Here is a 24,529-nt window from a genome sequence, read left to right on the forward strand (position 1 = left end):
ATGGAGCGTGCGAAATGTAGTGTTTGTGGAGCGCCCGCAGTTGTTCATCTTCAGCAGCTTGAGGGAGAAATCGAACGTTCGGTTGACCTCTGTGAATCCTGTGCTCGAAATTACGGCGTTTTGTCCAACAGTTCCTTGCCATTTTCAATTGTCCAAAGTGTAAGTGCGACGCTTTTCAATCAGTTAAGCGTTTCTCAAACGCGCTCTCCGCGGCATTGTTCCGGTTGTGGCTGTACGGCGGAAACGTTAATGAAAAGATCGCATGTGGGTTGTGTACAATGTTATGAGGATCTCCAAAACGATTTGATGGCGATGCTTTGTGGTAATCAGAAGTCGTTCCATCATGTAGGGCGTCGCCCTAAACCGTTACGTACCAGGGTAACTAAAAAAAGGGTATTGAAAGAGCCGGACACGCTTGTGTTAAAGCTCAAAAAGGCGATCGAGGAAGAGCGTTTTGAAGAAGTGGCAATCTTACGCGACCAACTTTCAGAAAATGAGCGCGGTTAAGACGCTATGTTTGGCTTACCAAAAGCAGCATAACGATAGTCAGGCGATTGTCGTTCGTTCCCACATCTCGCTAGTACGAAATTTCGAGGCCTATCGTTTCCCTCAAAAGGCGAGCCAGCCGGAGCGGGAAAGTGTGGCGACATTTGTTACGTCGAAGCTTCGAAATAGTCGATTTTTCGATGTATACTTAGATCGGTCGACGTTATCTCCTATCGAAGTAGAGGCACTACAGGATCTTGATTTATTGGGCCCTGTGATTTCTTCTGAAAAATCATCCCGACACCGAAAAGCCACACGCTCATCGGAACAAGTTTTACAAAAGGGATATGGCATTTTTTGTAGCACTCGGCAGCGATGTTCAGTCGCGATAAATGAGGAAAATCATGTTTGTATCCGGACCTCCATGGGTGGCCTACAGCTTGAAAATAATTGGGAGCATTGTACGACACTCGATGATATGCTTGACGATGGGAGTTACGTATTCTCGGAACAGTGGGGCTATTTAACTGCTAATCCCAATGATGTAGGCACGGGAATGCGGGCTTCGGTATTTGTACATCTCCCGGGACTTGCGATGATGGAACAAATCGACCATCTCGCTGTGGCGCTCCAACAGATTGGTATTACGCTCCAAAGGACCGGAAGCGCAGAAACGTCCGCTCCTGCGCTTTTTGTTATTTCGAATGCTGCAACGCTTGGCATTAAAGAATCCGAGGAATTACGCCGGTTAAAACACGTTGTTGAGACGATCGTCGAACAAGAGCAAGAAGCGCGCAAGGATTTTCTCACGATACAGGATAACCGTACGCTGGTGTGTGATTGGGTCGGGCGCATGTATGGTGTGCTCTGTTCGAGTTACCAGATTTCGCAAGAAGAAGCATTAAAATTACTCGCCTGGATGCGGTTCGCTGTCGATTTAGAGATGTTTGACGCGTCCTATCGTTCAGAGATTGATTGGTTTCTGACGAGTTCTCAGCAAGGGGTTTTAAGTGTCTTAGAAAGTTCTGACTCGTTGAGTGAGGCCGATGACCATGTACGCGCGGAATACCTCAAAAAGGTCTTTCGCCAATTTCCCGAGCCGAAGTTTTTAGCCTAAAAGTATGAATGTTGCCGATCGGCAGTTGCTCCAAATACTTCCCTCGTTAGGAACTTACCGTTCGGTGTTGTGTCTCAATAGCCGGTTGCCATCTCCGGAACTTATTCGAAGTTTTCATCTTCCCATTATTGCGACCGATGGCGCCTCGGTAACGCTGCAAGAAATGGGTATTACGCCGTCTGTTGTGATTGGCGACGGTGATAGTCTTGGCACCGCAACACCGAGCCAGGGCAGCATATGGATTCAAAATAGAGACCAAAATTTTTCGGATTTTGAAAAAGCAATTCAGTTTCTAAGAGCGTATCGGTTATTTCCAGCAGTTGTTTTAGGCATTGGTGGCGGATATATTGATCACGTTTTATACAATATCGAACTTCTGTCCCAGATAGTATGTGTGGGATATGATGCCCCCAATCTCTTGCTGGGTCTTACGGGAACGCGTCGACTTTCATTCCCACAAAATACAAAAATTTCTTTTTTCGGTGTACCGGAGGCTGTGATTTCTACACACGGTTTGAAGTGGGAGCTGGAATATTATTTATTGCGGTTTCCAACGCACAGTTCTTGTTTTAACCGTTCTTGTTGCCGTGATTTGGAGTTCAAAGTGCACTCTGGGCGTGCTTTATTGGTAGTTTATTTGGAAAATATCGATGACGCCGGAAGTGTAGATGCCTCGCTGTTGTAAAAACAAATTCAAAAAATAGAGGCTTTGCGAATCGAGTTGTCAATAAGTCGTAATCCGGTAGAAACACAGACATGAAGGGGCCGCAATATTCCGCGGAGGTTAGGGCACATAAGCTGGCAGAAATTCTCGTTGCACCGCCAATTTTTGAGGAGTTTCAAGAGAAGTGTTCTCTGGTAGAAGTGCTCTCCAAGAGTTTTGCCGAGCGCGTATTATGGCTGGAAACACAGTCGAGGGAACAGCTCGAGGACCTCATTGGTGAGTATGAACGCTATACTGCTTTGAATGTTAGAAAAGGTCCCGGCAAAACGATTCGGAAATAACAGACAGCAAAGTGGTGCGAGCGAAGGGGTTCGAACCCTCAACATCCACCTTGGCAAGGTGGCACTCTGCCAATTGAGTTACGCTCGCGCTAAACCTTTCGCCGACCATTGAAATCCGCAATAAACCGTCAAGATAAAATTGTAACATGTCGCACGAGCCGTTCTTTCCTACTTGAAATGCCGCTGCGATTGGTCATTGTTGTGGATGCGGTTTGAACAATGAATATCCACGAATTCCAGGCCAAGGAGCTTTTCGTTGAGTATAACATTCCGACAACAGAGGGCCTCGTTATTCGTAGCCTTTCAGAGATTCCGATCGCATTAGAGCGTTTCCCCGAAAAAGCAGTGATTAAGGCGCAAATTCATGCGGGTGGGCGTGGAAAAGGGACAATTGTTGGAACGAATCTCCCGGGCGTTTATTTGGCGCGTAGTGCCGAGGATACAGCGCGTTATATCCAACAAACACTTGGAGGTATTCTGGTAACAAATCAAACGGGGTCTCAGGGGAAGCGGATTCGTGCTCTCTATCTCTGCGATGTCGTTGAAGTTGAGCACGAGTACTATTTAAGTGTACAGATTGATCGCAACACCGCGAAGCCCATGATAACGGTTTCGCGTTCTGGTGGCGTTGAAATTGAGGTGAACGCGGGGAATCTTAATTCGATTTCTGTCGATCTTGAGTCCAACATTCATACATTTCAAATACGGGCATTAGCGCGGGCGCTTGAACTTGAACGGCGCATGGTTCCCAGCTTTATTGAACTTGTCTCCAATCTTTGCCGCCTATTCCATGAGAAAGATGCAACTCTAATTGAGATCAACCCGCTCAGTCTTACTTCGGAAGGTGCGCTCATCGCGTTGGATGCAAAGGTTATTTTGGACGATAATGCACTTTACCGACATCCCGAGTTGGAAGCACTTCGCGATATGGCAGAGGATGATCCGTTGGAAGAGTGTGCTAGCCGATTTGGCATGAATTATGTCGCGGCGGAAGGGGATATCGCCTGTGTCGTTAACGGTGCTGGACTCGCGATGGCAACAATGGATATGATTACGTTTTATGGTGGAAAGGCGGCAAACTTTCTCGACCTCGGAAGTCGTGCTGACCCGATTCAAGTCCGGGAGGCGCTGCGTATTGTCCAGGAAAATCCCAATACTCGAGGGATTTTTGTTAACATTTTTGGCGGTATTGCACAGTGTGACGTGATCGCTGAGGGAATTTTAGAACAATGCCCTCAGACTATGCCGGTTGTTGTTCGTCTACAGGGAGCAAGTGCGGAGCGAGGACAACAGCTGTTACGGGAGGGGACGCCGTCAGTTATTTTAGAGAATGATTTAGATCAAGCGGTAAAAACAATTGTTTCGAAAGTGAAGGAGCGATGAGCATTTTAATCGATCAGCATTCAAAGATCGTTGTCTGTGGCATTACGGGGCAAATGGGGCGATTTCACACGCAAAAGTGTCTCGCATATGGAAGTCAGATTATAGCTGGCGTGAACCCTGATAAAGGGGGGACATTTTTAGAGTGTAATGCCACAAAAATTCCCATTTTTTATACCGTGGAGGAGGCTCGAGAAGCAACGGGAGCCAATGTCGCGCTGATTTTTGTGCCACCCGCTTTTGCGACCGATTCCATTTTTGAGTGTATTGAGGCCGAAATTCCCCTGGTGATCGTCATTACAGAGGGTATACCGGTTCACGATATGGTGCGGGTTAAGGCGCGGTTGGCGCGCTCATCGACACGGCTTATCGGACCCAATAGCCCCGGGGTCCTATGTCCAGGGAAATGCGACGCCAGTATTATGCCGACACAGGTAGCACTTCCGGGGCGCGTGGGAATTATTTCAAAATCGGGGACGTTAACCTACGAGGCGATGTGGCAGCTATCACAGCATGGCATTGGGCAGTCGACCTGTGTCGGCATTGGCGGTGATCCAATTACAGGAATGTCGCACAGTGATATCGTCAAGTTATTAAGTGAGGATCCCGAAACCGATGCGATTGTGATGATTGGTGAAATCGGCGGACTATCCGAAGTTCAGGCGGCAGAATATGTGTTCAAACACGGATCGAAACCTCTTGTTGCATTTATCGCGGGTTCGAGCGCACCCAAAGCGAAGCGGATGGGCCATGCAGGTGCTATGATTACTGGAAATTCGGATACTGCTGCCGCAAAAATCGCCGCATTACGGGATTACCATATCCCTGTCGCAGAGCTACCAAGCCAGATTGCGCAAACCCTGTTTACGGTCTATCGTCCTTAGTTTTTCCCTGTTGGTTTTGAAGAAACCGCTGGTATTTTTTCGCATCCTTAGAGGAGAGGCGATCGATAAAGACGACCCCATCGAGGTGGTCGAATTCGTGAAACATACACCGAGCTAGGATACCGTCACATTCGATATGGTGTTGGACGCCTTTTTCATCGAAAAACCTCGCAGTAATTGCCTCAGGACGGCTGACGTTCGCTGAAAATCCGGAGACTGAGAGGCATCCTTCCTTGCAGGGCGCGCGCCCGTGTGTAGCTTCAATAACAGGGTTGCAAATCCGGAGCGGCAGAATTGTGCGCACATCATCGATAGCAGTACCATCGAAAACGCAATGAATTGTCTCAAGATTATCACAGGGACGGATGTCGATGAAACAACAGCGAAGCCCGAGCCCGACCTGTTGCGCCGCGATACCAATACCATCGTGAGACTCCATGAGCGCTTGCATCTGTTCGAAGAGATGCGATAACTCTGGTGTGAAGTTGACAATAGGTGCTCCAACTTGGCGTAAGATCGGATCCTCGACCGTAAAAACGCGGCCTTCGATGGCGTATTCGTTAGGCATGAGCGATGTAAAATTTTGATAGATTAAAACCTTGCCGGCTCCTTCTGCAGATCAGGTTCGAGGTACCAACTTGAGAAGTAGCATTGCCGATGCGACATAGCGCTGATTTCATGAGAGAAAATCGATATTTCATTGCCTGCACGCTTTGCGAAAGAAATTTTTTGTCAAGTGAAGTTGTTAATTTTTGCGCTTTTACGGCATTTTTCTTGACGACCTGGGGTGCTTCACCGAAAGTACCGTTTGTTGAAACGTGTCGTGAAATTCATATTTTGGATGGGGGTGCTCATGGCTGTCACGGCCTTTATCTACTGGGGTTATACACGTTATCCCTATTATCTCCAAGATATCACGCTGGGCTCGGTAGCGCCTAGCTTTGACCATTGGTTTGGTACGGATCCTCTCGGACGCGATTTATTTTCGCGCGTTGTTTATGCTTGTTGTATTTCTCTGTCGGTGGGATTCGCTGCGACTGCATTAGCAGTTGGATTAGGGGGCGTTTACGGAACCTTGTCAGGTTATTATGGTGGCTGGCTTGATCAGCTGCTCATGGGGGGCGTGGATGTAATGTATCCCATTCCGCTGACGTTAATCGTGATTCTTCTCATGATCCTTTTTGGCCAAAACGTTGCAGTGCTCTTTATTGCGATTGGATGTGTCAAGTGGATGACGACCGCACGCATTGTACGTTCCGAGGTTTTAAAGTTGCGTGAGACGGGTTATGTACAGGTCGCACGGGGCCTTGGGGAAACAACAGCGCAGATCCTACGCTGGCACATCGTGCCGAATTTACGACGGATTTTATTGACCTGCTTTGCGGTGACTTTGCCGGGGGTTATTTTATTGGAATCATTTTTGAGTTTTATTGGTCTTGGGATTCAGCCGCCTCAGAGTTCGCTGGGAATTTTGATTTCTGAGGGTGCTCGGCATATTGGAGTACACCCCTGGGAGGTGCTGTTTCCATCACTGACGATGATTGCAATTATTTTCGCTCTGACGAATTATGGGCAAAGGCTTCAGGTGGAATAATAATGTCTAGTACACTTTCCAATTGACAGTAGGCGCCGTGATGCTAGGTTTCCGACGTCTGAGGGGTTGGTAGCTCAACGGTAGAGCAGTGGCCTTTTAAGCCATTGGTTCTGGGTTCGAATCCCAGTCGACCCACCATGCCGACTTAGCTCAGCTGGTAGAGCACCCGCCTTGTAAGCGGACGGTCGTCAGTTCAAATCTGACAGTCGGCTCCGAATTTTAGCGCTAGGGCAGCTTTGCAGAGCAGGTCGTTATAAAATGTTGAACTACAAGGTGGCATGTTCTTTCGGTGACCTTACGCTGCGTTCTTGGAAATTATTTTTGGCAGTAAATATAGACGTGTTGTCGCGTTTAATGAGGCAGTGCGAAGGAAATGACATTGACAGGGAGGCGATGACTTTCAAGTTCTGATGGTGTGCCGGGGTAGCTCAGCTGGTAGAGCAACGCATTCGTAATGCGTGGGTCGTGAGTTCGAATCTCATCCCCGGCTCCAATATCTGAAAACAACAAAAAAATTGGTGTGGTGCGATCGTAATCAGATTGGAGCGAAAGGGGAAGACATTGCGGCGCAATTTTTAGCGGGGGAAAAGTATTATCCAATTCTCGAGCGCAACTATCGGTTTGGACATGGTGAAGTTGATATCATCGCTTTGGACGATCCGGTGACAGTTTTTGTCGAGGTCCGGACGCGGCAGAAAGGGGCGTTGGTTTCGGGATATTTTTCCGTTTCTAAAGAAAAAAAGAAGACACTGCGACCTGTTTGTTGGCATTACATTCGCGCGCATCAGCTAACGTTTTATCGCTTTGACATCATTGACATCGAACATGATCAGGGTAACTGGGAATTGCACCATTACGAAAATGTACCTTTTTTTTAGCGGTATAGTATTTACTCATTAAAAGATTCTCTATGTTCCCAAACTATGTCGCAGGCGGTGCGTTTATTAATTGATGTTTTAACGTCGTTGCGGCAACAAGGGATAACAGCCGTACCGCTCAGCCGCGCTACTTGGCAAGGAATCCATTCGCTTCAAAGTGATATTTCAAACAGAAAGGAGTTAGAAAGAAATCCTGTTCGAGTAAATCCGTCTCAAGCAATATCTGTTGTGGCGCCTTCAAAAAACCGTAAATTTGCCAGCAAACAAGAGCATTGGGAGGACCTTAAGAAACGCGTTTTGACGAATCCTGAGCTTTTGAAACACGTTCGTCCCGGAAAAAAATTGGTGTTTGGTGTAGGGAACCTAGATGCCGACCTCTTTTTTTGCGGCGAGGCGCCCGGAGCGGATGAAGAAATCCAAGGGATCCCGTTTGTTGGCCGTGCAGGGCAGTTGCTAACGAAAATTGTTGCGGCGATGGGGCTCTCTCGGGAGGAAATTTATATCGGCAATATCATGAACTGGCGCCCGGAACTGGATATGCCGACGGGAAACCGACCGCCGACACAAGAAGAAATGCAGTTCTGTTTGCCGTACTTAATCGAACAGGTCGAAATTGTGCAGCCCAAGGTGATCATTGCGCTCGGTTCGACAGCGGTCAATGGGCTGTTGGGCTACGATAAAACACGAAAAATGTCGCAAATTCGTGGTACTTGGCAGGAATTTTGCCATATCCCGCTCATGGTGACCTTTCATCCGTCCTACCTCTTGCGTAACGCGATAAATGCAACGAAGAGGCTTGTTTGGGAAGATATGTTGCGCGTTATGGATCGTGTCAGTATGCCAATTTCAGAGCGGCAACGCCAGTATTTCTTGTAAAATATTTTGCTTTTGTAAAATAATTGTTATGAAGTTTTTTAGTTACGAGCGCGTTGGCAGTACAAATGACATCTGTTTTGAGAAATTTGCCAACAATGAGGCGCTTCCGTTTGCCGTAATGGCGCGACAACAAACCCAAGGGCGAGGCCAATTCGGGCGCACGTGGTACAGTGGTGATCCACAGAATTTATATATCAGCTTTGCCTTTCGTCCTCAAAGCTCGCCGAAAGAATTTCAGAATTTTTCGCTCAAAGTCGCTGAGGTTTTAACGAAGATGCTCGAAGAACGGCTCGGAATTACGTTAGCGATTAAAAATCCCAACGACATCTATTTTGGAGATCGGAAGCTATGCGGCATTTTAACCGAATCTAAAGTTCAAGGCGAACAGTTACTTTTGGCGGTAACGGGTATTGGGCTCAACGTCTCAGGTGATTTGTCGCAGTTTCCTCAAGAGTTGCAAAACACCGCAACGACGCTCCAACTTTGTGCTCCAGACCAAAACTTATCTATCGATCTTGCTCGTGACTGGGTCATGGAGGCAATGGCGCAGCTGATCGCTCAAGTATAAGTGCTATAAGTCTTGCGGGTGTGTTTGATTCTGTAAAATTGAGATCCAATGGCCGACGATGATAAGCCAAATTCGTTTGAGGAGTTAACGAAGCAGTTTAGTGAGGTGCTGGGAAAAGTTGGGGCAAACGTCCAATTTTCCGCATTTCCATTTGAAAAAGCAAAGGCAGAAGCTCCAAAGGAGGAAGCGGTTGAAGATGACCGCGAAGCGCTTCAAAAGATTCAGAAATTCAACTACAAGCCCCGAGAGATCAAGGAATATCTCGACCGATTTGTGATTTCACAAGACGAGGCAAAAAAGGTATTATCGGTGGCGATCTGCGACCATTACAATCACGTACGCAATGTCATCACATCGAAAAATCGCAGCCGCTACGAGTACATGAAGCAAAATGTTTTGATTCTCGGTCCAACGGGAGTGGGAAAAACGTATCTTGTACGGACAATCGCGCGCCTCATTGGGGTGCCATTTGTGAAGGCCGACGCGACAAAGTTTACGGAGACGGGTTACGTCGGAGGCGATGTTGAGGATCTCGTCCGTAACCTCATCAAGATCGCGAATGGCAACGTCGAACTCGCGCAATACGGCATCATTTTTATCGATGAAATCGACAAAATTACGAACGCAATTGCAGATAATGGCCGTGATGTGTCGGGTCGCGGCGTGCAGGTCAATCTATTAAAGTTAATGGAGGAAACCGAGGTCAATGTCATGAGCCAGGCAGATATGTTGAGCCAGATGCGTACGTTGATGTCTTTTGGAAATGTCAAAAAGCAGCCCGATAAAATCAGTACCAAAAACATTTTGTTTATCGTGAGTGGTGCGTTTGATAAGCTGAGTCCGATTATTAAAAAACGCATCGGGACGGAACAGATCGGGTTCGGTTCATCGCATGTTGAATCCCAAGATTTTGAGTTTTTAACACAGGTCCAAACGGAGGATTTTATCCAATATGGCTTTGAGCCCGAATTTATTGGGCGCCTCCCGGTGCGCGTTGCGTGTCAATTACTTCGAGAAGCGGAATTAGAAAAAATACTTTCGTCGTCTGAGGGTTCGATTTTACGGCAGTATAAAGAGGATTTTGCGGGCTATGGGATCGATCTTCAGTTCTATCCGGAAGCGCTCCGTGTTATTGCGCAGGAAGCAGCGAAAGAAAAAACCGGTGCCCGTGGTCTTTTAACGGTTCTAGAGCGTATTTTCCGGAATCTGAAATTCGAGTTGCCCTCAACTGATATCCGTCAGCTGACAATCGAAGCCGAATCGGCCAAAAATCCCGAAATTTTACTAAAACAGCTTTTGAGAGGATGCGCGCCTAGCGACTACAGTTCTCGAGATCTCGAGCGTTTCGCCAAGACATTTGAAAGCGACTACGGTATTGTTTTGACGTTTACACCGGAAGCGGAAGGTCGGCTGATAGAACTCGCACGGCAGCAATCAAAGAGCGTTGTAACGTTGTGCCATCAGTTATTTGAAGATTACGGCTATGGATTACCGTTGCTGCTAGGGGCAGACGAAGCAAAATGTTTTGAAATCCCTCTTGCTGCGGTCGAAAACCCGGATGATTTTTTATCAAAAGCAATCGCCCAGTTCTATCAGAACCACTCTGATAACGGCGACGGACCACAAGCTGAGCCCATACCTAACTAACAAAACGCGGCGGAGAGAGAGGGGTTCGAACCCTCGATACCATCGCTGGTATGCCGGTTTTCAAGACCGGTGCAATCAACCACTCTGCCATCTCTCCCAAATTGCGTTATCCCGCAAATGCGCTTTCCGTCCTAAGCTCGGGATGTTGCTGTAAAAATCGTTCGGCTTCAACGAGGTCATTTGGAACATCGATGCTCAACGTTGGACCATGAACCTCGATACAGTGAATCGAAACGCCATTTTCCAAAAAACGCAACTGTTCGAGCTGTTCGACCTGATCCAAAAATCCGGTTTTTAATGAATGGTAACGTTCCAGGAGCGAACGGCGATAGGCATAAATCCCGATGTGTCCCCAAAAACCACAGCACTGTGTCCAGTCCGTGTCTTTAGTCCATCCCTTCGATGGATTTTCGCGAACGTAAGGAATGCAGCTCCGGGAAAAGTAAAGCGCCCGGCCCTGACAATCACGGACCACTTTGACGCGATTCGGGTTGTGCAGCAATTCCGAGTTTTTGATAGAGTACACAGCTGTGAGTAATTCGATATCGTCAGCATTGGAACGCAAACGCTTTGTGAGGTCTTTCAGAAGTTGGATTTCGACAAAAGGTTCGTCTCCCTGGACATTAACAACAAAATCTCCGGAAAGTTCCTTAATTGCCGCAACAGCGCGATCGGTTCCCGAGTTGCAATTTGGCGACGTCAACTTTGCTTCAAATCCCCATTGATGAACAAGTTCCAAGACAGACGAGTCATCAACAAGCGCAAACACCTCATCGAACGCTTCTGAACGCGTAACACGCTGCAATATCCACTGCAAAACCGGAATACCGCCGAGTTCTTTTAGGATTTTTTGAGGGAATCGAGACGACGCTAAGCGCGCCGGAATCACCGCGGTTAACTGCATCTTAAACTCCCCAAACGCGTTTTTTATGCCGATTGGCTTTCGAGCGCTTGCTGCGTTTGTGTTTATTCATTTTGAGTCGACGTTTTTTCTTGAGGTTTCCCATAGCGAAAACGCTTCAAGGGGTAGGGGAATTCGCCGTCAAGTAAAGCTAAATCGTATAAAAAGACCCTCCATTAGAGGGCCTCGAAATGTGTATTCTAAAATAACAAATTTATTTTTGTGCTTGTGCGGCAGTCGCGGCTTCAACACGAGGGCTGAGTGCCTTGACAGAAAGAATCCACAACAAGCAGATAAACAAGAAAATCGCAAAAGTGTAGGGCGCGAGTGTTAAGAGATCACCCTTTTTCGGTAATGAAAGCGCTGGGAACCATCCGGAAATCGTCGGAAGAAGCATCAATAGCCCCGACTGAATAATGGCACCGCCACCCTTGCCGAGACGTCCACCGACGACATCCACAACGGCCTTCCCTTTAACTTTCATCTCCTCGTCGAGCGGAATATAAGCCATTTCCTTTGTCAGGTCGAACAACGCGTATTTGACGGCTTTTGAGAACATGACGACGAGTGCGCCAAGCATGACCGCACAATAAACTGGCGTCAAATTATCAGGCAATATCTGGGCAATTGACTCGCGGAAGATGACAAACCCAAAGAACAGCCCGCCGAGGATCAGCAACACAATCGGGGTCGCAACAGCAGCGGTGAACCACCGACAAAGGCGCAAAATGTTACCACCGATGATGAGCATAACGAGCGAAACGATACCGCCGTAGAACGTGAACTGATTCATGAAGGTATTGTAATCGTTTGGATTCGGATACTGCATGCCAATTTGCTTCTTCCAAAGTCCTTCAACCAGATTGACACTGATTCCGTAGCAGATGACAAGTGCGGCAATAAGACCCAAGTACGGCGAAGTAAAGATGATTTTGAAGCTCTGGATGAGTGGCATTTTTTTCTTCTTTTTGTTATTACCCGGAAGCTCAGGTTTGTCGTAAAAGCGTTTGTCGGTCAAAACGTAGCGGTAAATCCAGTGATAGACGAGCATTGTCAAGATCCCCAAAACAACAACGGTTCCCATCATGTACTTAAGAGAAAGCCCCCATGCCTCGGCCTCATGCCCGGCCGGGAAGTTTTGACGAATGTCGGAACACCATTCACCAACTTTGCCCTCTAACAGAACGGAAAACTGCGCCATCATCGCAAAGAACGCGTACATCCGTTTGGCTTCAGAAGTCTTGGTGATTTGGTTAGCAAACTGCCAGAAGGAAAGCGAGAGCAACGCCGCCCCCCAGATTTCCGCTAAAATGTAGAAGAGTGAGTATGACCAGTTGCCGATGATCATGATCGGGAACTTAAGTGATTCCTGAATGGATTCCGGGCAGGCCGCCAGCCAAGACGCAATCGTTTCTTCTGAAGGATGAAGGATGTCAATGTGCGGATAAATGAGAAACGCAAAACATCCAAAAAAGAGCAAAAATGGCGTCAGTGTTGCATAGAATAACTGCTCATTCGTAAAAATGTTACTCGCTTTCGCGTAAAGGATCATAAAGACGATTGCCGAGGGTGCGACACAGAAGCTCTTTAAGAACGGAATTACTTCTGCCGCGGAACCGGTGACGACAAGCGAATCTTTTACATTCCGCAAGCAAGTATAGTTGAAAAGGATGCAGAAAAAAATCAACCCCATCGGGATCGCTTTCTTCAGCTCGTACATGTAGAGTGGAAAGAAAATTTTGCGTAATTTCCCGAACTCCTGGCCATTACCTTGAACGTTGTCCGACATAAATAGTGCTTCCGATTATACCCATTCGCACTTGGGTGCAAGATATTTTATCAATAAACATCACATACTTTTGTCATTTCTGGTGAGTTGATTTGTAAAGCTTATTTGACGTTTAAATTTATTTTTTACAATTAATCTCCAAAGGGAATATGATGAGAGCGCGCAAGATTACATCGTTGGTAATGGGGTTTCAATTGCTGGTAAGTTTGTTGAATGCTCAGGCAACAAACCTTAATACAGCAGATTGGGTACGTTTTCAGATGCTCCTTGAGGTGATTAATAAGAAGATTCCCTGTGCGGCTTTTATTGATGAACAAGTTCATCAACGTGCGTTTGCTTTAATTGGTAAAAACCTATTTGAGCCTGATACAGAAGTACCGTACTACGAACTTCCAGGAGATCAGTTTACACGTATAAAGAAAATGTTTTCCAAAAAAGCTTCACTTGAAGCTAAGGATGTGGCGCTTGAGAGCGATTTATTGCCGTCGATTTTGGAATTAAAAAGCCGTTTGCGCGAGGGTAGAGATCAGGATGTTTGGATGTTAATCTACAAAAGCACGTTGTTTGAAAAAAGTGCTGAAGAGTCTGTGGTTTTTGCTCCTTCGGCAGAAAGCGTAGATAATGTGCCGAGTACGAAAAAAATTGAGGTCGGTTCGGCAAATGGTAATGCTTCGACTCATGTCGGAACCTTATGTCGGCAATGGATAACACGCGGAATCAACGATATTTGGGTGTGGGCAAAACCGCGTGTGAGCCGTCTCTGGTCGAGTACAAAGTCACACCTGAATAACATTGGCTCCAAAGTCTGGGGCAAAACAAAATCGTACATCGATGCCCCATATATGAACAAGTTTCAACGCGGGAATGAGACAGCTGCGAAATCTGTGAGCACTCAATAGTGCTGCCTACTGGTGAGGTGTTGCGTTAATCGTCATGCAACAGTAGCGTACGAAAGGTAGGCGAAACGCAGCTTTATTTTGGCGAGCTTCAATCAGGCTACTTGAAACGCAGAATTCCAAGTTTTACTTCTATTACTCAAATTTGAGGAGTTCAGAGACGTGCTCTAAGAAGTACGCGGTGTCGTGTTGCTTTACCTTTAGAGAGTCAATGATTTCATTAAAGAGCGTGCTTTTGCGCTCCTGTAGCCGTTGAATGCTCGATTCGATTGAATTTTGTGTAATGAGTCGATAAACCGTTACGTTCTTTTCTTGGCCGATACGGTGCACGCGATCCATCGCTTGGCGTTCCGCAGCAGGATTCCACCAAGGATCCATAAGGAAGACCGTCTCTGCGGCGGTTAGTGTAATTCCAACACCTCCGGCTTTGAGTGAAACGAGCATAGCGGCGTTTTGATGCGTGTTTTGGAAGCGATCGACGACGATGTTACGCTGTTTCGTAGAGCCAATAATTTCAAAAACATCGAGGGTTGGGAATTCTTCCTTCAGAAGCTGTCGGATGCGCTGTAAGAACGTGACAAATTGGCTGAAAATAACGACTTTTCGTCCGGGAATGTCGAACTCGCGTCTGAGCATTTCCCTCAAAAGGGTTAGTTTGCCGCTTGCTTTTAAAGAGTGAGCAATACCGGGGATAATGCCCGGATCACAAGCAATTTGACGAAGACGGGTTAAGGCAGAAAGAATTCCAAATCGGTGATTTTTGAGATCAAATTGATTTTTATTGTTTCGGTAGCGCTGAATCGTGTGGTTAACAACGTCCTTGTAGAGCGTTAGCTGCTCCGGCGTCATTTCGCAGAGGACATTGACTTCGAGCTTTTGAGGAAGTTCCTTCGCAACGGTTTCCTTGGTGCGCCGCAACATGAAGGGAGCGATCTGCGCTTTAATTTTGTCAGCAATATCTTCGGATTTACATAGCTCAAGAAACTGTGCTTTTTCGCCTAAAAGTCCGGGCATGAGGAAGCGGAAAATACTCCAAAGATCAAGGAGGTTATTTTCGATAGGAGTTCCACTCAATGCGAGGCGCCACTGTGCTTTAAGGGCATTGCATGCGTGAAAGACTTTAGTCGTCGAGTTTTTGATAAACTGTGCCTCGTCGAGTACCGCTAGTTGGAACGCTTTTTTCGTGATAGCAGTTTTATGCCGTCGGAGTTGCGTGTAGCTCACAATCCACAAGTTAACGCTGGGTTCTTCAAAATCAGTATCGGCAGAAAATATGCGGACCGTGAGGCGCGGAAAAAACTTTGCGGCTTCATTTTGCCAAACGTGGAGCACGCTTGCGGGGCAGACGACGATCGCCTGTGAACCCGGGTTCATTTTAGAGATAAACGTCAGCACTTGGAGAGTTTTCCCGAGGCCCATATCATCGGCAACGAGTCCGTGAAAGCCATGGGAAAGAATATGGTTAATCCACAATACACCTTCGCGTTGGTATGAGCGTAAAACTTTGGGGAGAATGAAGGGCTTTGTCGGGGCTGAAGCAAAAGAATCCTTCCATGCGCGAATCGCTTCGCTATCTTTGTACACGGTTCCGATTTGCGAAAAAATTGAATAAATCATGTAGCGCGGGATTTCGTGGAATTTCCCTAGGACCGATTGCTGAGCGCGAACAGCAGCGACTTCTTGTTGCGGTAACCGTACAGCGCCAACTCCCTCAACGAACATTGGCTGCCCGTCGCCTTTAATGAGCTTTTTCGTAACTCCAGGGGCGATTGTAAGCGTGTCGTTTGAAAGTTGTAACGTCAAATCAACGGCATCTTCGCCCTGTACTTGGGTTAAAAACTGCGCATGGACATTTTGAACGCCCATGAGAAGTTTTTGAACGGTTGGATCGATCTGAAGCTCAAAATAACTGCTCCATTTCGGAAGTGTATGACGGCAAAAATCGACCGCAGCAGGCACGTTTGTCATGCGGTATTCCTTACTCTGCTGGAAAAGTACGAAATTCGCTTTACGGGCAAGGTGAATGAGTTTTACAACCTCGTCGCGTTCCGCTTTACTGGAGACCGTATGTTTTGTCGAAAGGTGATCGGGAAAAACGAGTTTATTGTTGGAGGTCCAGTAGGCCTTGAAGCACAAGTTTTGTCCAGAAATAAAAAACGAAAGATGCAGCAATTTAGCAGCAGATTCCTCTAAAACCTCAGCAGATTTGAGTGTTTGGGTCTTTTCGTTCTCGTTGGTTTCTGAAGTAAAGAGCGAGTCCTGTTTATCTAAAATGAGCTCGTCCATTGCCAGCAGAGCACCAACGGCGGGGCGTGGATCTTCGTGGAGCGAAGAACGCGCCGATAGTACCTCACCGTCGACGTCAATGAGCGCAAAAAACTGCGAACGATTGTCGTTCTGATAGCGAACAACGATATCGTCAGGACGGATTTCGATCTCTTTGATGTTGCAGCGCTCATAGAAATTGAGGCCATTACGAAGCTCATCGCGTGTAAACGCCGATGGCCAGTCGTGCGTCGCGAAAATCTCCATCCATTTCTCGAACGATTCGCGCTTAAAAATGACTGCAGGAGCCCGATTAAGCATACAAACGGACAGGTTACAAAAAAATGTCAAATGTGTCAAGTTGTTTTTTTAAGCTGTACATTTTTCAAAAAAATTGGTAGTCGGGGGCATTGAAGGTTAAGCGGGAGTGTATTGAGCGCGTTCGAGAGGCGGCGGATTTGTATGATGTTGTTTCGGGATATGTACAGTTAAAGCGTTCCGGGGGGCATTGGCGGGGGTTGAGTCCATTCACGGTCGAAAAGACGCCTTCGTTCTATGTGCTTCCCGAGAAAAAGTTTTTTAAGTGTTTCAGTACGGGTTACGCGGGCGATGTTTTTCGTTTTTTGGAATTAAAGGAAAATTTCTCGTTTATTGAGGCCGTTGAGTGGCTTGCGCAGCGCTATGGGATTGCACTAGAATATGAAGAGGGATCGAAGGAGACTACTTTATCGAAAAATACGCTTTTGGCGATTCACGAAGATGCGTTGGCGTACTATCAAAAAAACTTCGCAACCGCAAAAGCAGTACAGCGTTATTGGACGGAGACACGGCATTTTACCCTTGAGGCAGCCGCGCGATATGGTATTGGCTGGGCTCCAGAGCGCGATCATTCGTTATTGCCGCTTTTGAAGCAGAAAAAATATTCTTTGGAAGCGCTGCAGCAGTGTGGATTGTTTTATGTTAATGAGCGCAATCAATACGATTTAAAACCGCGATTTTCGGGGCGTCTTATGATCCCGATCTACGATGTTCAGGGGCGCGTTATTGGATTTTCTGGGCGAATTCTACCATCGGTAAGTGCAGGGAAAGAGGTGTCAAAGTACGTTAATTCTCCCGAAACGCCGATTTTCCATAAAGGAAGTATTTTATATGGGCTTCATCATGCGCGCCGGTTTGTTAAGGAATGTTTCGTTCTTGTTGAAGGTCAGTTGGATACGCTCCGTTGTTGGGAGTGCGGCCTAGACACCGCGGTAGCGCCCCAAGGGACGGGTATTACCGAAACACAGATGAATCTCTTGCGGCGTTATGCAGAAAAGTTGCTTTGTTTAACCGATGGCGATGTGGCAGGGCAAAAATGCGCGCTTCGGGTGATCGAACTTGCCTTTAAAACGGATATAGAGGCGCAAATCGTAACCCTAGCGTCGGGCGACGATCCTGATTCCTTTTTGCTCCGCGAAGGTAAGGATGGTTTTGATGCGCTTCTTCGGGAGGCAATGATTCCGTATCTCGTTAAAACACTTTTACCGCAAAATGTCGAGGCGACGGCCGTTGAAAAGTCGGTTTTTTTAAAAAAAGCCTACGAGATGATTGCATATTGTCCTTCAGAAGTGGCCAAAAATGCTTATCTACAAGAGCTTGCAACGCAGTTGATGCTGGATTTGAATGCCGTACGCAGCGATTTTCGTAATTTTTGTGGCGATCGGATGTTCAATACAGGCTCTATTCCAGAAGAAACAAAGGTGTGTTGCGTAGTCACCTCAAACCCGATACCCTCGAAGCTACGAAGTGTAGAATACGACCTGTTGACTTTAATACTTCATGATCCGGTAATGAGACAAAAAGTCGGCGCCGTTTTAGATGACGCGTGGATTTCGGAATCATTTTACGGGCATTTACTTCTAAAGGTTTTAGCGGAAGTCCGGAAAGGGTGTTGGGAAGGACCGCCATGCGATAACGCTGTTTTTGATGAAAAGGAGCTCAATGAGCTTTTTTCAATTTTGGCGACGGAAGATACGGTCGATGATGTGACAAGTGCGGCGAATACCTGCCTACAGGCGTTGTGTGAGGCCTTTGTGAAGAATAAGCTGAACGAAATCAACCAAAAAGAGACTCAGCGACGGCGATTTACAAAGAATTCGCTTGACGATCCGGATTTTTTCAAAACCCTTCAAAGTGAGAAGTTGCGTCTACGTCGCATGCGGTCTTCATGTCCGAAGATTTCATAGACGACGGAAGCGGCGAAATCGCTCTATGAATACCATTAAAAAGCCGAAAAAAGCCGGCGATAACGAGGTTAATGCACGGATGCAGGAGCTCATCCGTTTTGCCCGTAACAAGGGTTATCTGACGCTGCACGACATCAGTGATCATCTCCCGGATAGTATTGAAAATCCCGAGGATATTGAAAATGTGATGAACATCCTCGATAATCTCGAAATCGAGGTTGTCGATAACGAGGAGATGGAGGCCGAAAAGAAGCGTTCTGTGGCGGAAGCCGCTGCACGTAATCCCTCGGAAAATCTCGGCGAAGATCCGGTTCGGATGTACCTTCGGCAGATGGGGCAAGTGCCGTTATTGACACGGGAGCAAGAGATTTCGATTTCCAAGCGCATCGAGAAAGCCGAACTACAAGCCCAGGACGAGCTCTTCTCAATTCATTTGACGGCGCCATTTCAGATTGAGCTGGCGGAAAGCCTTTTAAATCGAGAGGAGCGCTTTGATCGGATTGTTTTAGATAAAAAAATCGAAAGCCGAGAGGTCTATTACCGTATTTTGGAGCGTTCGATTCAGGAAAGTAAGCTGCTATTAGAAAAAATCCAGGAAGTTTGGGATTGTCTCCAAAAAACGACCGATGAAAAGGATCACAAGCGGATGGCGATTCGCCTAAAGCAGTTTCAATCTCAATTGAAAACCGTCATGAAGCGCTTTTGCTTCAAGATGAAAATTTTTGAAGATTACCTCCAGCGACTGCGTCCGGATTTAAAACAGATCGAACAGTTACTACATGAGATCAAGCGAGCAAAATCGGCTGCTGAGCGCCGGGGCGTTAACGTCACCGACCAATTAACTCGCGTCCGGCGTGCGTTGATGAAACTTGAGGAAAAGTACGGTGTCGATCCTGAGCGGTTGTTGGAGATTGTCCAACGCTTCCGTGAATACATGAAGGAGGCGCATAAGGCTAAACAGGAAATGGTTGAAGCCAATCTTCGCCTAGTCATCAGTATTGCCAAAAAGTATACGAACCGCGGATTGACGTTCTTAGATCTCATTCAAGAGGGGAATATGGGACTTATGAAGGCGGTCGAGAAATTTGAGCACCGTCGGGGATATAAGTTTTCAACCTATGCAACCTGGTGGATCCGTCAGGCGATCACGCGTTCGATTGCAGACCAGGCCCGGACGATTCGTATTCCGGTTCACATGATTGAGGTTTTAAATCGGGTAATGCAGGTCCAGCGGCAGTTACAGCAAGAGCTCGGACATGAAGCGACTGCCGAGGAAGTGGCGCGCGAGATGGATCTTCCGCTTGAGCGGGTAAAAGCGATTATGAAGATGGCGCAGCAGCCGATTTCGCTTCAAAGCCCGGTGGGCGATAATGAGGATTCAAGCTTCGGAGACTTTATCGAGGATAAATCTGCCGAAAACCCCTACGATATGACGGCCTACAGCCTCCTTCGTGAAAAAATTAATGATGTTTTAGTCAGTTTAAGCGAACGCGAAAAGGAGGTCCTAACGTTACGTTTTGGGCTGAAGGATGGCTACAGCCGGACGCTTGAGGAGGTCGGACAGATGTTTAACGTGACGCGGGAAAGGATTCGTCAGATTGAGGCAAAGGCCCTTCGGAAAATGCGCCACCCGACGCGGATCCGCCAGCTTCACGGATTTTTCGAGGGTGAGTTTGCGACCGATGGTCCCGGATTTGAAGACTTTATTCAGGCGTAAAATCGCTACGGTAGAGCCGCCACACCTTTGCGAATAAGCTTGCGTTTGGAGTCGTATCGACGAGATTACGGACGGAGCGATGAAGGTTAGTTTGAAGTGGTTGCAGCGGTTTGTCGATTTACGCGAATCCCCTGAAGAAATCGCTGAGGTATTGGCGAAAATCGGGCTTGAGGTCGAGTCGATTGAGCGAAAAGGGTGTGCGCCGAGTAACTTTGTTGTTGTTGGTCAAATTTTAGATTTTGAGCCGCATCCGAATGCTGATCGCCTCAACGTATGTCGTCTCGATGTCGGTGATGGCAATATCCGCCAGATTGTTTGTGGTGCTAAAAATTTCAAAAAAGAAGATTATGTTTTCGTCGCGCTTCCCGGAGCGGTGTTACCGGAAAACGTAAAAATTAAACAATCCAAATTGCGAGGGGTCACGTCTGAGGGAATGATGTGTAGCCGTCGCGAACTCGGGTTGGGTAATGACCATGAGGGCCTCATGATCCTTGATAAGACCTGTGTTTTGGGGCGAAAAATCCATGAGGTTTTAAATGACAACGATGTTGTTTTTACTGTCGAACTCACGGCAAATCGGGGTGACGTGTTGTGCCATTACGGGATCGCGCGCGAGCTTGCAGCTTGGTATGATCGCCAACTTCAACCCATCCCGGTACCGGAGTTATCGCAATCTGCAACACCAGAAGTGTCTTCGCTGGAAGTAGACATCCAGTCACCACATTGTACATGCTATAACGCACGAAGCCTCAAGAACATTACGATTACCGAAAGCGCTGGTTGGGTCCGTCGTGACCTCGAAGCTGTTGGGTGTGCGACGATCAATAACGTAGTCGATATCACGAATTGGGTACTATATGCTTACGGGCAGCCGCTACATGCCTTTGACCGCGAAAAATTTTTAGGAAAGATCACCGTGCGCCAGGCCCGTGAGAGTGAGACGATCGACGCCTTGGATCAAAAGCGTTATACGCTCAACAGCGAGGTACTCGTCATCAGCGATGAACATGAAGCTCAGGCGATTGCCGGTATTATTGGAGGTGAAAAGAGCAAAATTGGTCCGCAGACCAAAGAAATCGTTTTGGAATCCGCATGTTTTTCGGCCGATAATATTCGTAAAACAAGCCGTCAATTGGGGATTATGACGGATAGTGCGTATCGGGCAATTCGGCATGTTGATGGTGCAATGAGCGAGGATTGCCTCAAGATTGCAGCGGGAATGTTATGCGAACTTTACGGTGCCAGGGTGGTTTTACCAACACTTCATCGGGAAACAGTTTCATTGCCGCGTTCCTGGAAAATTGCATTGCGCCCTGATTTCGTCCGTTTTTCGTTAGGTTTAGCGCTGTCGGATGATGAGATTGTCTCTCTTCTGGAGCGCCTGCAATACCGCGTCGATCGGAAAAATGACGAATGGATTATTACGGTGCCGTCTTACCGTTGGGATGTCACGCGTCCAATTGACCTCGTTGAAGAATGTCTCCGGGTGTACAGCGTCGATAAACTGCCAGTCACGCATGTTAGCGCCCATAGCGTATCGCAATCTTCGGTTGAAAGCACGGCAAAACGTCGACATATTGTTCATTTCTTAGCCGATAATGGATTTTCGGAATGCTATAATTATTCCATCGTCGCGCCTTCGGTAGGAGCATTACCGTTGGCGAATCCGTTGCTCGATGAACAAACACATTTCCGTACATCGCTAATTCTAGGGCTCGTCGAAAGCTTGCGCTATAATGTCCAAAACGATAACCGGGATGGAAAGTTTTTTGAAATCGGGCACGTCGTTCAAACAGTTAATGATACCCTCGAAGAATTACTGTCTGTTGCGTTTTTAATCCCGGTAGCGGGGCACGAAGAGCATTGGGATGATTGGATTAAGCCGAGTTTTTTTGAAGCCAAGAATTTGTTATGCCACCTTTGGCGGATGGTTACGGACGCGACGCTAGCTCCGGTGAGGGGTTTAAAAGACGATTTCTACCAAGAGCATTTTGCCGCTCAAATTGGCGAAATTCGTAAGGGAATCGAGGGCCATGTCGGGTATTTGAACGCGGACATGATGCGAGACTTTCAAATGCCGATTTTAGGTGGTGAGCTTTTCATAACTCTCGATCAGTTTGAGCGTTCTTTGAAAAATCATCGCTACACGCCCTTTAGTTATTTCCCATCGGCGAAACGCGATATTTCAATTATTGTCGACCGCGACCATCCCGCACAAGCAGTTATCGATGATGTTCAACAAATTGTTACCGAGGCCGCCAAGAATATCTTTTCGCGAATCGATGTTTCTGTATTTGATATTTATATGGGGAATAATCTCTCAGAGACGCAAAAGAGTATCGGGCTAAATCTTGTTTTTGGCTGCGACGATCGAACGCCCTCGGAACAGGAAATTGACGAAGTATTTGAACAACTGGTGCGTTCCATCAAACAGCATCCGGTGTTATCGTTGCGGGGAGTGTAACAAAAATGGCAGCGACAATTTTCTCAATAGCGAACCAAAAGGGCGGCGTCGGGAAGACGACAACGGCAATCAACCTATCCGCATCATTGGCGCGTAAAGGGATCTCGACCCTGTTAATTGACCTCGATCCGCAGGGAAATACGACGAGCGGGCTTGGCTTACAAAAGGAGAAAGGGGGGAGCCTATGCGATGTCCTACATGGCGAGGCTGACGCGGTCGATCGGATTAAGGCGACGGGGCAGGAGAACCTTTCGATTATTCCCGCGGAGGTCGATTTGGCGGCGATCGAAGTCGAACTTAGCCAAAAAGGAGACTATCTCATGCGGTTGCGGCAGTGTTTGGCGCCGATCAAAAAGTCGGATAAGTTCAGGGCGATTATTTTGGATTGTCCGCCGGCGTTGGGCCTGATTTCGATGAACAGCCTCGTTTGTGCGGATAAATTGATCATCACGCTCCAGTGTGAGTATCTCGCGCTCGAGGGGTTGAGTCAGATTATGAGTGTAGTTGACGACCTCCGGTCGCATGGCCTAAATCCATCGCTTGAGATTGGCGGGATTTTGATGACGATGTTCGATATCCGGACGAATCTGTCGCGTCAAGTCTGTGCGGATCTCCAAAAGCATTTTCCAGAACTTGCATTTAAGACGGTTATTCCTCGCTCGGTCCGTTTGAGTGAGGCACCCAGCTTCGGGCAGTCGATTTTCGACTATGACCGGATGAGTAGTGGGGCGAAGGCCTATGACCGTCTCGGCGATGAGGTGATTGAGCGCTTCAACCTACATATTTGATTTTTATTGAAACAGTAGCGCTATTTCCTCTGGTGAAAGCACTTTTGTAGCACCAACGGCGAGATTTTTAAGCTTCAGCTGACCAATTTGGGTACGTTTGAGCCGATGGACAAAACTCTCCCCGTATTGGATCATGCGGCGAATTTCGCGTTTTCGCCCTTGCTTGAGGTGAATTTCAAGTGCTGGATATCTCCCTTGATTGGGTAACACGAAAACTTTTTCGGCTTTCAAGCATTCGCCTTCGTCGTAGATGCCGGTGAGCATTTTCCCTAAAAATTCGGGTGCCAGGGGATGTTCCAGAGTGACGTAATATATTTTTACGATATTGGATCGTGGGTGTGTGACCTGATTTGCGAAATCGCCATCATTGGTCAGCAGCAACATCCCTTGGCTATCTTTATCGAGGCGGCCACAGTAAAAAAAGCGCTCATTTTGAAAAGGCTTGGGAATGAAATCGTAGACCGTCTTCTTATTGCCCCATGGCTGTGTACACTCAACACCCCTAGGTTTGTTGAGCAAGAGTACCGTACGTGTTTGAGGGCGTTTTTGCACCCGTACTTGGTCGACTTTTATAATATCTTTGTCCTCGTCAACGCATTGGCCGAGTGTAGCTGTTAGGCCGTTGACCGAAATTCGTCCTTCTTGAATGAGTGCTTCCGCGTGCCGACGGGAGCAGTAGCCGCATTGTGATAAAAATTTTTGAATCCGAAGCTGCATACATTCATTGGGATGAAGGGCTTAAATTTTGCAAACCAAATACCTCGATGATTTTCTGGTGTGATTTTTCACCGCTGACGATTTTTACATTTCTGGGCGGCACCTGATAGTGCTTTGCGATGAGCCGAAGAATGGCCTTATTCGCTTTCCCATCCTCAGGTGGGTTTTGTACCTTTATTTTGAGAGACCCATCTTCTTGAACTATAACTTCCGATCGAGCCGCATTAGGAATTGCTTTAACCTGAATTCGCACACGGCAATTATTGCCAAAATTTGTCCCATGACGATGTTATTTTGAGATCCGTAAATCAAAGGAACGTTTTGAACTGTAG

At 47.2% G+C, this 24,529-nt stretch carries 22 protein-coding genes and 5 tRNA genes; 19 read left to right on the forward strand and 8 right to left on the reverse strand.

Annotation, left to right across the window (positions count from 1 at the left end):
• The 4 genes from LW808_003660 (at position 1) to LW808_003675 (ending at position 2,608) form a co-directional block, all read left to right on the forward strand.
• The gene (locus LW808_003660) at positions 1-507 is read left to right on the forward strand and encodes a hypothetical protein (GenBank protein ID UPA28370.1); all 507 of its coding nucleotides are present in this window, start codon (positions 1-3) and stop codon (positions 505-507) included.
• The gene (locus tag LW808_003665) at positions 494-1,603 is read left to right on the forward strand and encodes a hypothetical protein (GenBank protein ID UPA28371.1); all 1,110 of its coding nucleotides are present in this window, start codon (positions 494-496) and stop codon (positions 1,601-1,603) included. Before LW808_003660 ends, LW808_003665 begins: the two co-directional genes overlap by 14 nt.
• Before the next feature lie 4 nt (positions 1,604-1,607).
• Positions 1,608-2,288 carry a thiamine diphosphokinase gene (locus tag LW808_003670; protein UPA28372.1) on the forward strand — a complete coding sequence of 227 codons (681 nt, stop codon included), beginning with the start codon at positions 1,608-1,610 and terminating at the stop codon, positions 2,286-2,288.
• A 71-nt stretch (positions 2,289-2,359) separates the two neighbouring features.
• Positions 2,360-2,608 carry a hypothetical protein gene (locus LW808_003675; protein ID UPA28373.1) on the forward strand — a complete coding sequence of 83 codons (249 nt, stop codon included), beginning with the start codon at positions 2,360-2,362 and terminating at the stop codon, positions 2,606-2,608.
• Positions 2,609-2,620: 12 nt separating this feature from the next.
• On the opposite strand, the gene LW808_003680 is transcribed toward LW808_003675, so the two are convergent.
• A tRNA-Gly gene (locus LW808_003680) sits at positions 2,621-2,696 on the reverse strand.
• Positions 2,697-2,827: 131 nt separating this feature from the next.
• Here LW808_003680 and sucC point away from each other — a divergent pair.
• Together sucC and sucD are read left to right on the forward strand one after the other, a co-directional pair.
• On the forward strand, positions 2,828-3,991 hold the full coding sequence (sucC, locus tag LW808_003685; GenBank protein ID UPA28374.1) for an ADP-forming succinate--CoA ligase subunit beta: 1,164 nt from the start codon (positions 2,828-2,830) through the stop codon (positions 3,989-3,991).
• Positions 3,988-4,872, forward strand: coding sequence for a succinate--CoA ligase subunit alpha (gene sucD / locus LW808_003690; GenBank protein UPA28375.1), 885 nt, complete (start codon positions 3,988-3,990; stop codon positions 4,870-4,872). Before sucC ends, sucD begins: the two co-directional genes overlap by 4 nt.
• Here sucD and def read toward each other — a convergent pair.
• Positions 4,853-5,440: a peptide deformylase gene (gene def / locus LW808_003695; protein ID UPA28376.1), complete on the reverse strand. Its 588-nt coding sequence runs from the start codon at positions 5,438-5,440 to the stop codon at positions 4,853-4,855. The two genes, sucD and def, sit on opposite strands and share 20 nt — an antisense overlap.
• A gap of 255 nt (positions 5,441-5,695) precedes the next feature.
• On the opposite strand from def, the gene LW808_003700 reads away from it, so the two are divergent.
• From LW808_003700 to LW808_003735, 8 genes are all read left to right on the forward strand, one after another.
• Positions 5,696-6,466, forward strand: a complete 771-nt coding sequence (locus LW808_003700; GenBank protein ID UPA28377.1) for an ABC transporter permease — start codon at positions 5,696-5,698, stop codon at positions 6,464-6,466.
• Positions 6,467-6,529: 63 nt separating this feature from the next.
• Positions 6,530-6,604 (forward strand) — tRNA-Lys (locus LW808_003705).
• A gap of 1 nt (position 6,605) precedes the next feature.
• Positions 6,606-6,678 (forward strand) — tRNA-Thr (locus LW808_003710).
• A 205-nt stretch (positions 6,679-6,883) separates the two neighbouring features.
• Positions 6,884-6,959, forward strand: a tRNA-Thr gene (locus tag LW808_003715).
• Positions 6,960-6,984: 25 nt separating this feature from the next.
• Positions 6,985-7,344: a YraN family protein gene (locus tag LW808_003720; GenBank protein ID UPA28378.1), complete on the forward strand. Its 360-nt coding sequence runs from the start codon at positions 6,985-6,987 to the stop codon at positions 7,342-7,344.
• A gap of 45 nt (positions 7,345-7,389) precedes the next feature.
• Entirely contained in the window at positions 7,390-8,220 is an 831-nt protein-coding gene (locus tag LW808_003725; protein ID UPA28379.1) for a uracil-DNA glycosylase, read from the forward strand.
• A gap of 28 nt (positions 8,221-8,248) precedes the next feature.
• On the forward strand, positions 8,249-8,788 hold the full coding sequence (locus LW808_003730) for a biotin--[acetyl-CoA-carboxylase] ligase (GenBank protein UPA28380.1): 540 nt from the start codon (positions 8,249-8,251) through the stop codon (positions 8,786-8,788).
• Positions 8,789-8,836: 48 nt separating this feature from the next.
• Positions 8,837-10,435 carry an AAA family ATPase gene (locus tag LW808_003735; protein ID UPA28381.1) on the forward strand — a complete coding sequence of 533 codons (1,599 nt, stop codon included), beginning with the start codon at positions 8,837-8,839 and terminating at the stop codon, positions 10,433-10,435.
• Between the two features lie 10 nt (positions 10,436-10,445).
• Here LW808_003735 and LW808_003740 read toward each other — a convergent pair.
• From LW808_003740 to LW808_003750, 3 genes are all read right to left on the reverse strand, one after another.
• Positions 10,446-10,532, reverse strand: a tRNA-Ser gene (locus LW808_003740).
• A gap of 9 nt (positions 10,533-10,541) precedes the next feature.
• Entirely contained in the window at positions 10,542-11,339 is a 798-nt protein-coding gene (kdsB, locus tag LW808_003745) for a 3-deoxy-manno-octulosonate cytidylyltransferase (protein ID UPA28382.1), read from the reverse strand.
• Positions 11,340-11,550: 211 nt separating this feature from the next.
• Positions 11,551-13,125 carry an NTP/NDP exchange transporter gene (locus tag LW808_003750; GenBank protein ID UPA28383.1) on the reverse strand — a complete coding sequence of 525 codons (1,575 nt, stop codon included), beginning with the start codon at positions 13,123-13,125 and terminating at the stop codon, positions 11,551-11,553.
• 152 nt (positions 13,126-13,277) lie between these two features.
• On the opposite strand from LW808_003750, the gene LW808_003755 reads away from it, so the two are divergent.
• Positions 13,278-14,024, forward strand: coding sequence for a hypothetical protein (locus LW808_003755; GenBank protein UPA28384.1), 747 nt, complete (start codon positions 13,278-13,280; stop codon positions 14,022-14,024).
• Positions 14,025-14,156: 132 nt separating this feature from the next.
• Here LW808_003755 and LW808_003760 read toward each other — a convergent pair whose 3' ends face one another.
• Positions 14,157-16,607 (reverse strand): DEAD/DEAH box helicase, encoded by a 2,451-nt coding sequence (locus tag LW808_003760; protein UPA28385.1) that lies wholly within the window; start codon positions 16,605-16,607, stop codon positions 14,157-14,159.
• 89 nt (positions 16,608-16,696) lie between these two features.
• Here LW808_003760 and dnaG point away from each other — a divergent pair, with 89 nt between their 5' ends.
• The 4 genes from dnaG to LW808_003780 all read left to right on the forward strand — a co-directional run bounded on the left by dnaG (position 16,697) and on the right by LW808_003780 (position 23,480).
• Positions 16,697-18,511 (forward strand): DNA primase, encoded by a 1,815-nt coding sequence (gene dnaG, locus LW808_003765; protein ID UPA28386.1) that lies wholly within the window; start codon positions 16,697-16,699, stop codon positions 18,509-18,511.
• 25 nt (positions 18,512-18,536) lie between these two features.
• A complete protein-coding gene (rpoD, locus tag LW808_003770) occupies positions 18,537-20,228 on the forward strand; it encodes an RNA polymerase sigma factor RpoD (protein ID UPA28387.1) in 1,692 nt (563 codons plus the stop codon).
• A 79-nt stretch (positions 20,229-20,307) separates the two neighbouring features.
• Complete coding sequence (pheT, locus tag LW808_003775) at positions 20,308-22,692, forward strand: phenylalanine--tRNA ligase subunit beta (GenBank protein UPA28388.1); 2,385 nt, start codon at positions 20,308-20,310, stop codon at positions 22,690-22,692.
• Between the two features lie 5 nt (positions 22,693-22,697).
• Positions 22,698-23,480, forward strand: coding sequence for a ParA family protein (locus LW808_003780; GenBank protein ID UPA28389.1), 783 nt, complete (start codon positions 22,698-22,700; stop codon positions 23,478-23,480).
• A 3-nt stretch (positions 23,481-23,483) separates the two neighbouring features.
• On the opposite strand, the gene LW808_003785 is transcribed toward LW808_003780, so the two are convergent.
• Complete coding sequence (locus LW808_003785) at positions 23,484-24,197, reverse strand: rRNA pseudouridine synthase (GenBank protein UPA28390.1); 714 nt, start codon at positions 24,195-24,197, stop codon at positions 23,484-23,486.
• Between the two features lie 4 nt (positions 24,198-24,201).
• The gene (locus LW808_003790; protein UPA28391.1) at positions 24,202-24,450 is read right to left on the reverse strand and encodes a DUF167 domain-containing protein; all 249 of its coding nucleotides are present in this window, start codon (positions 24,448-24,450) and stop codon (positions 24,202-24,204) included.
• Positions 24,451-24,529 lie beyond the last annotated feature (79 nt).

The organism is Verrucomicrobiota bacterium, from assembly GCA_021294815.2.
Taxonomy (GTDB): Bacteria; Verrucomicrobiota; Verrucomicrobiia; order Opitutales; family LL51; genus LL51.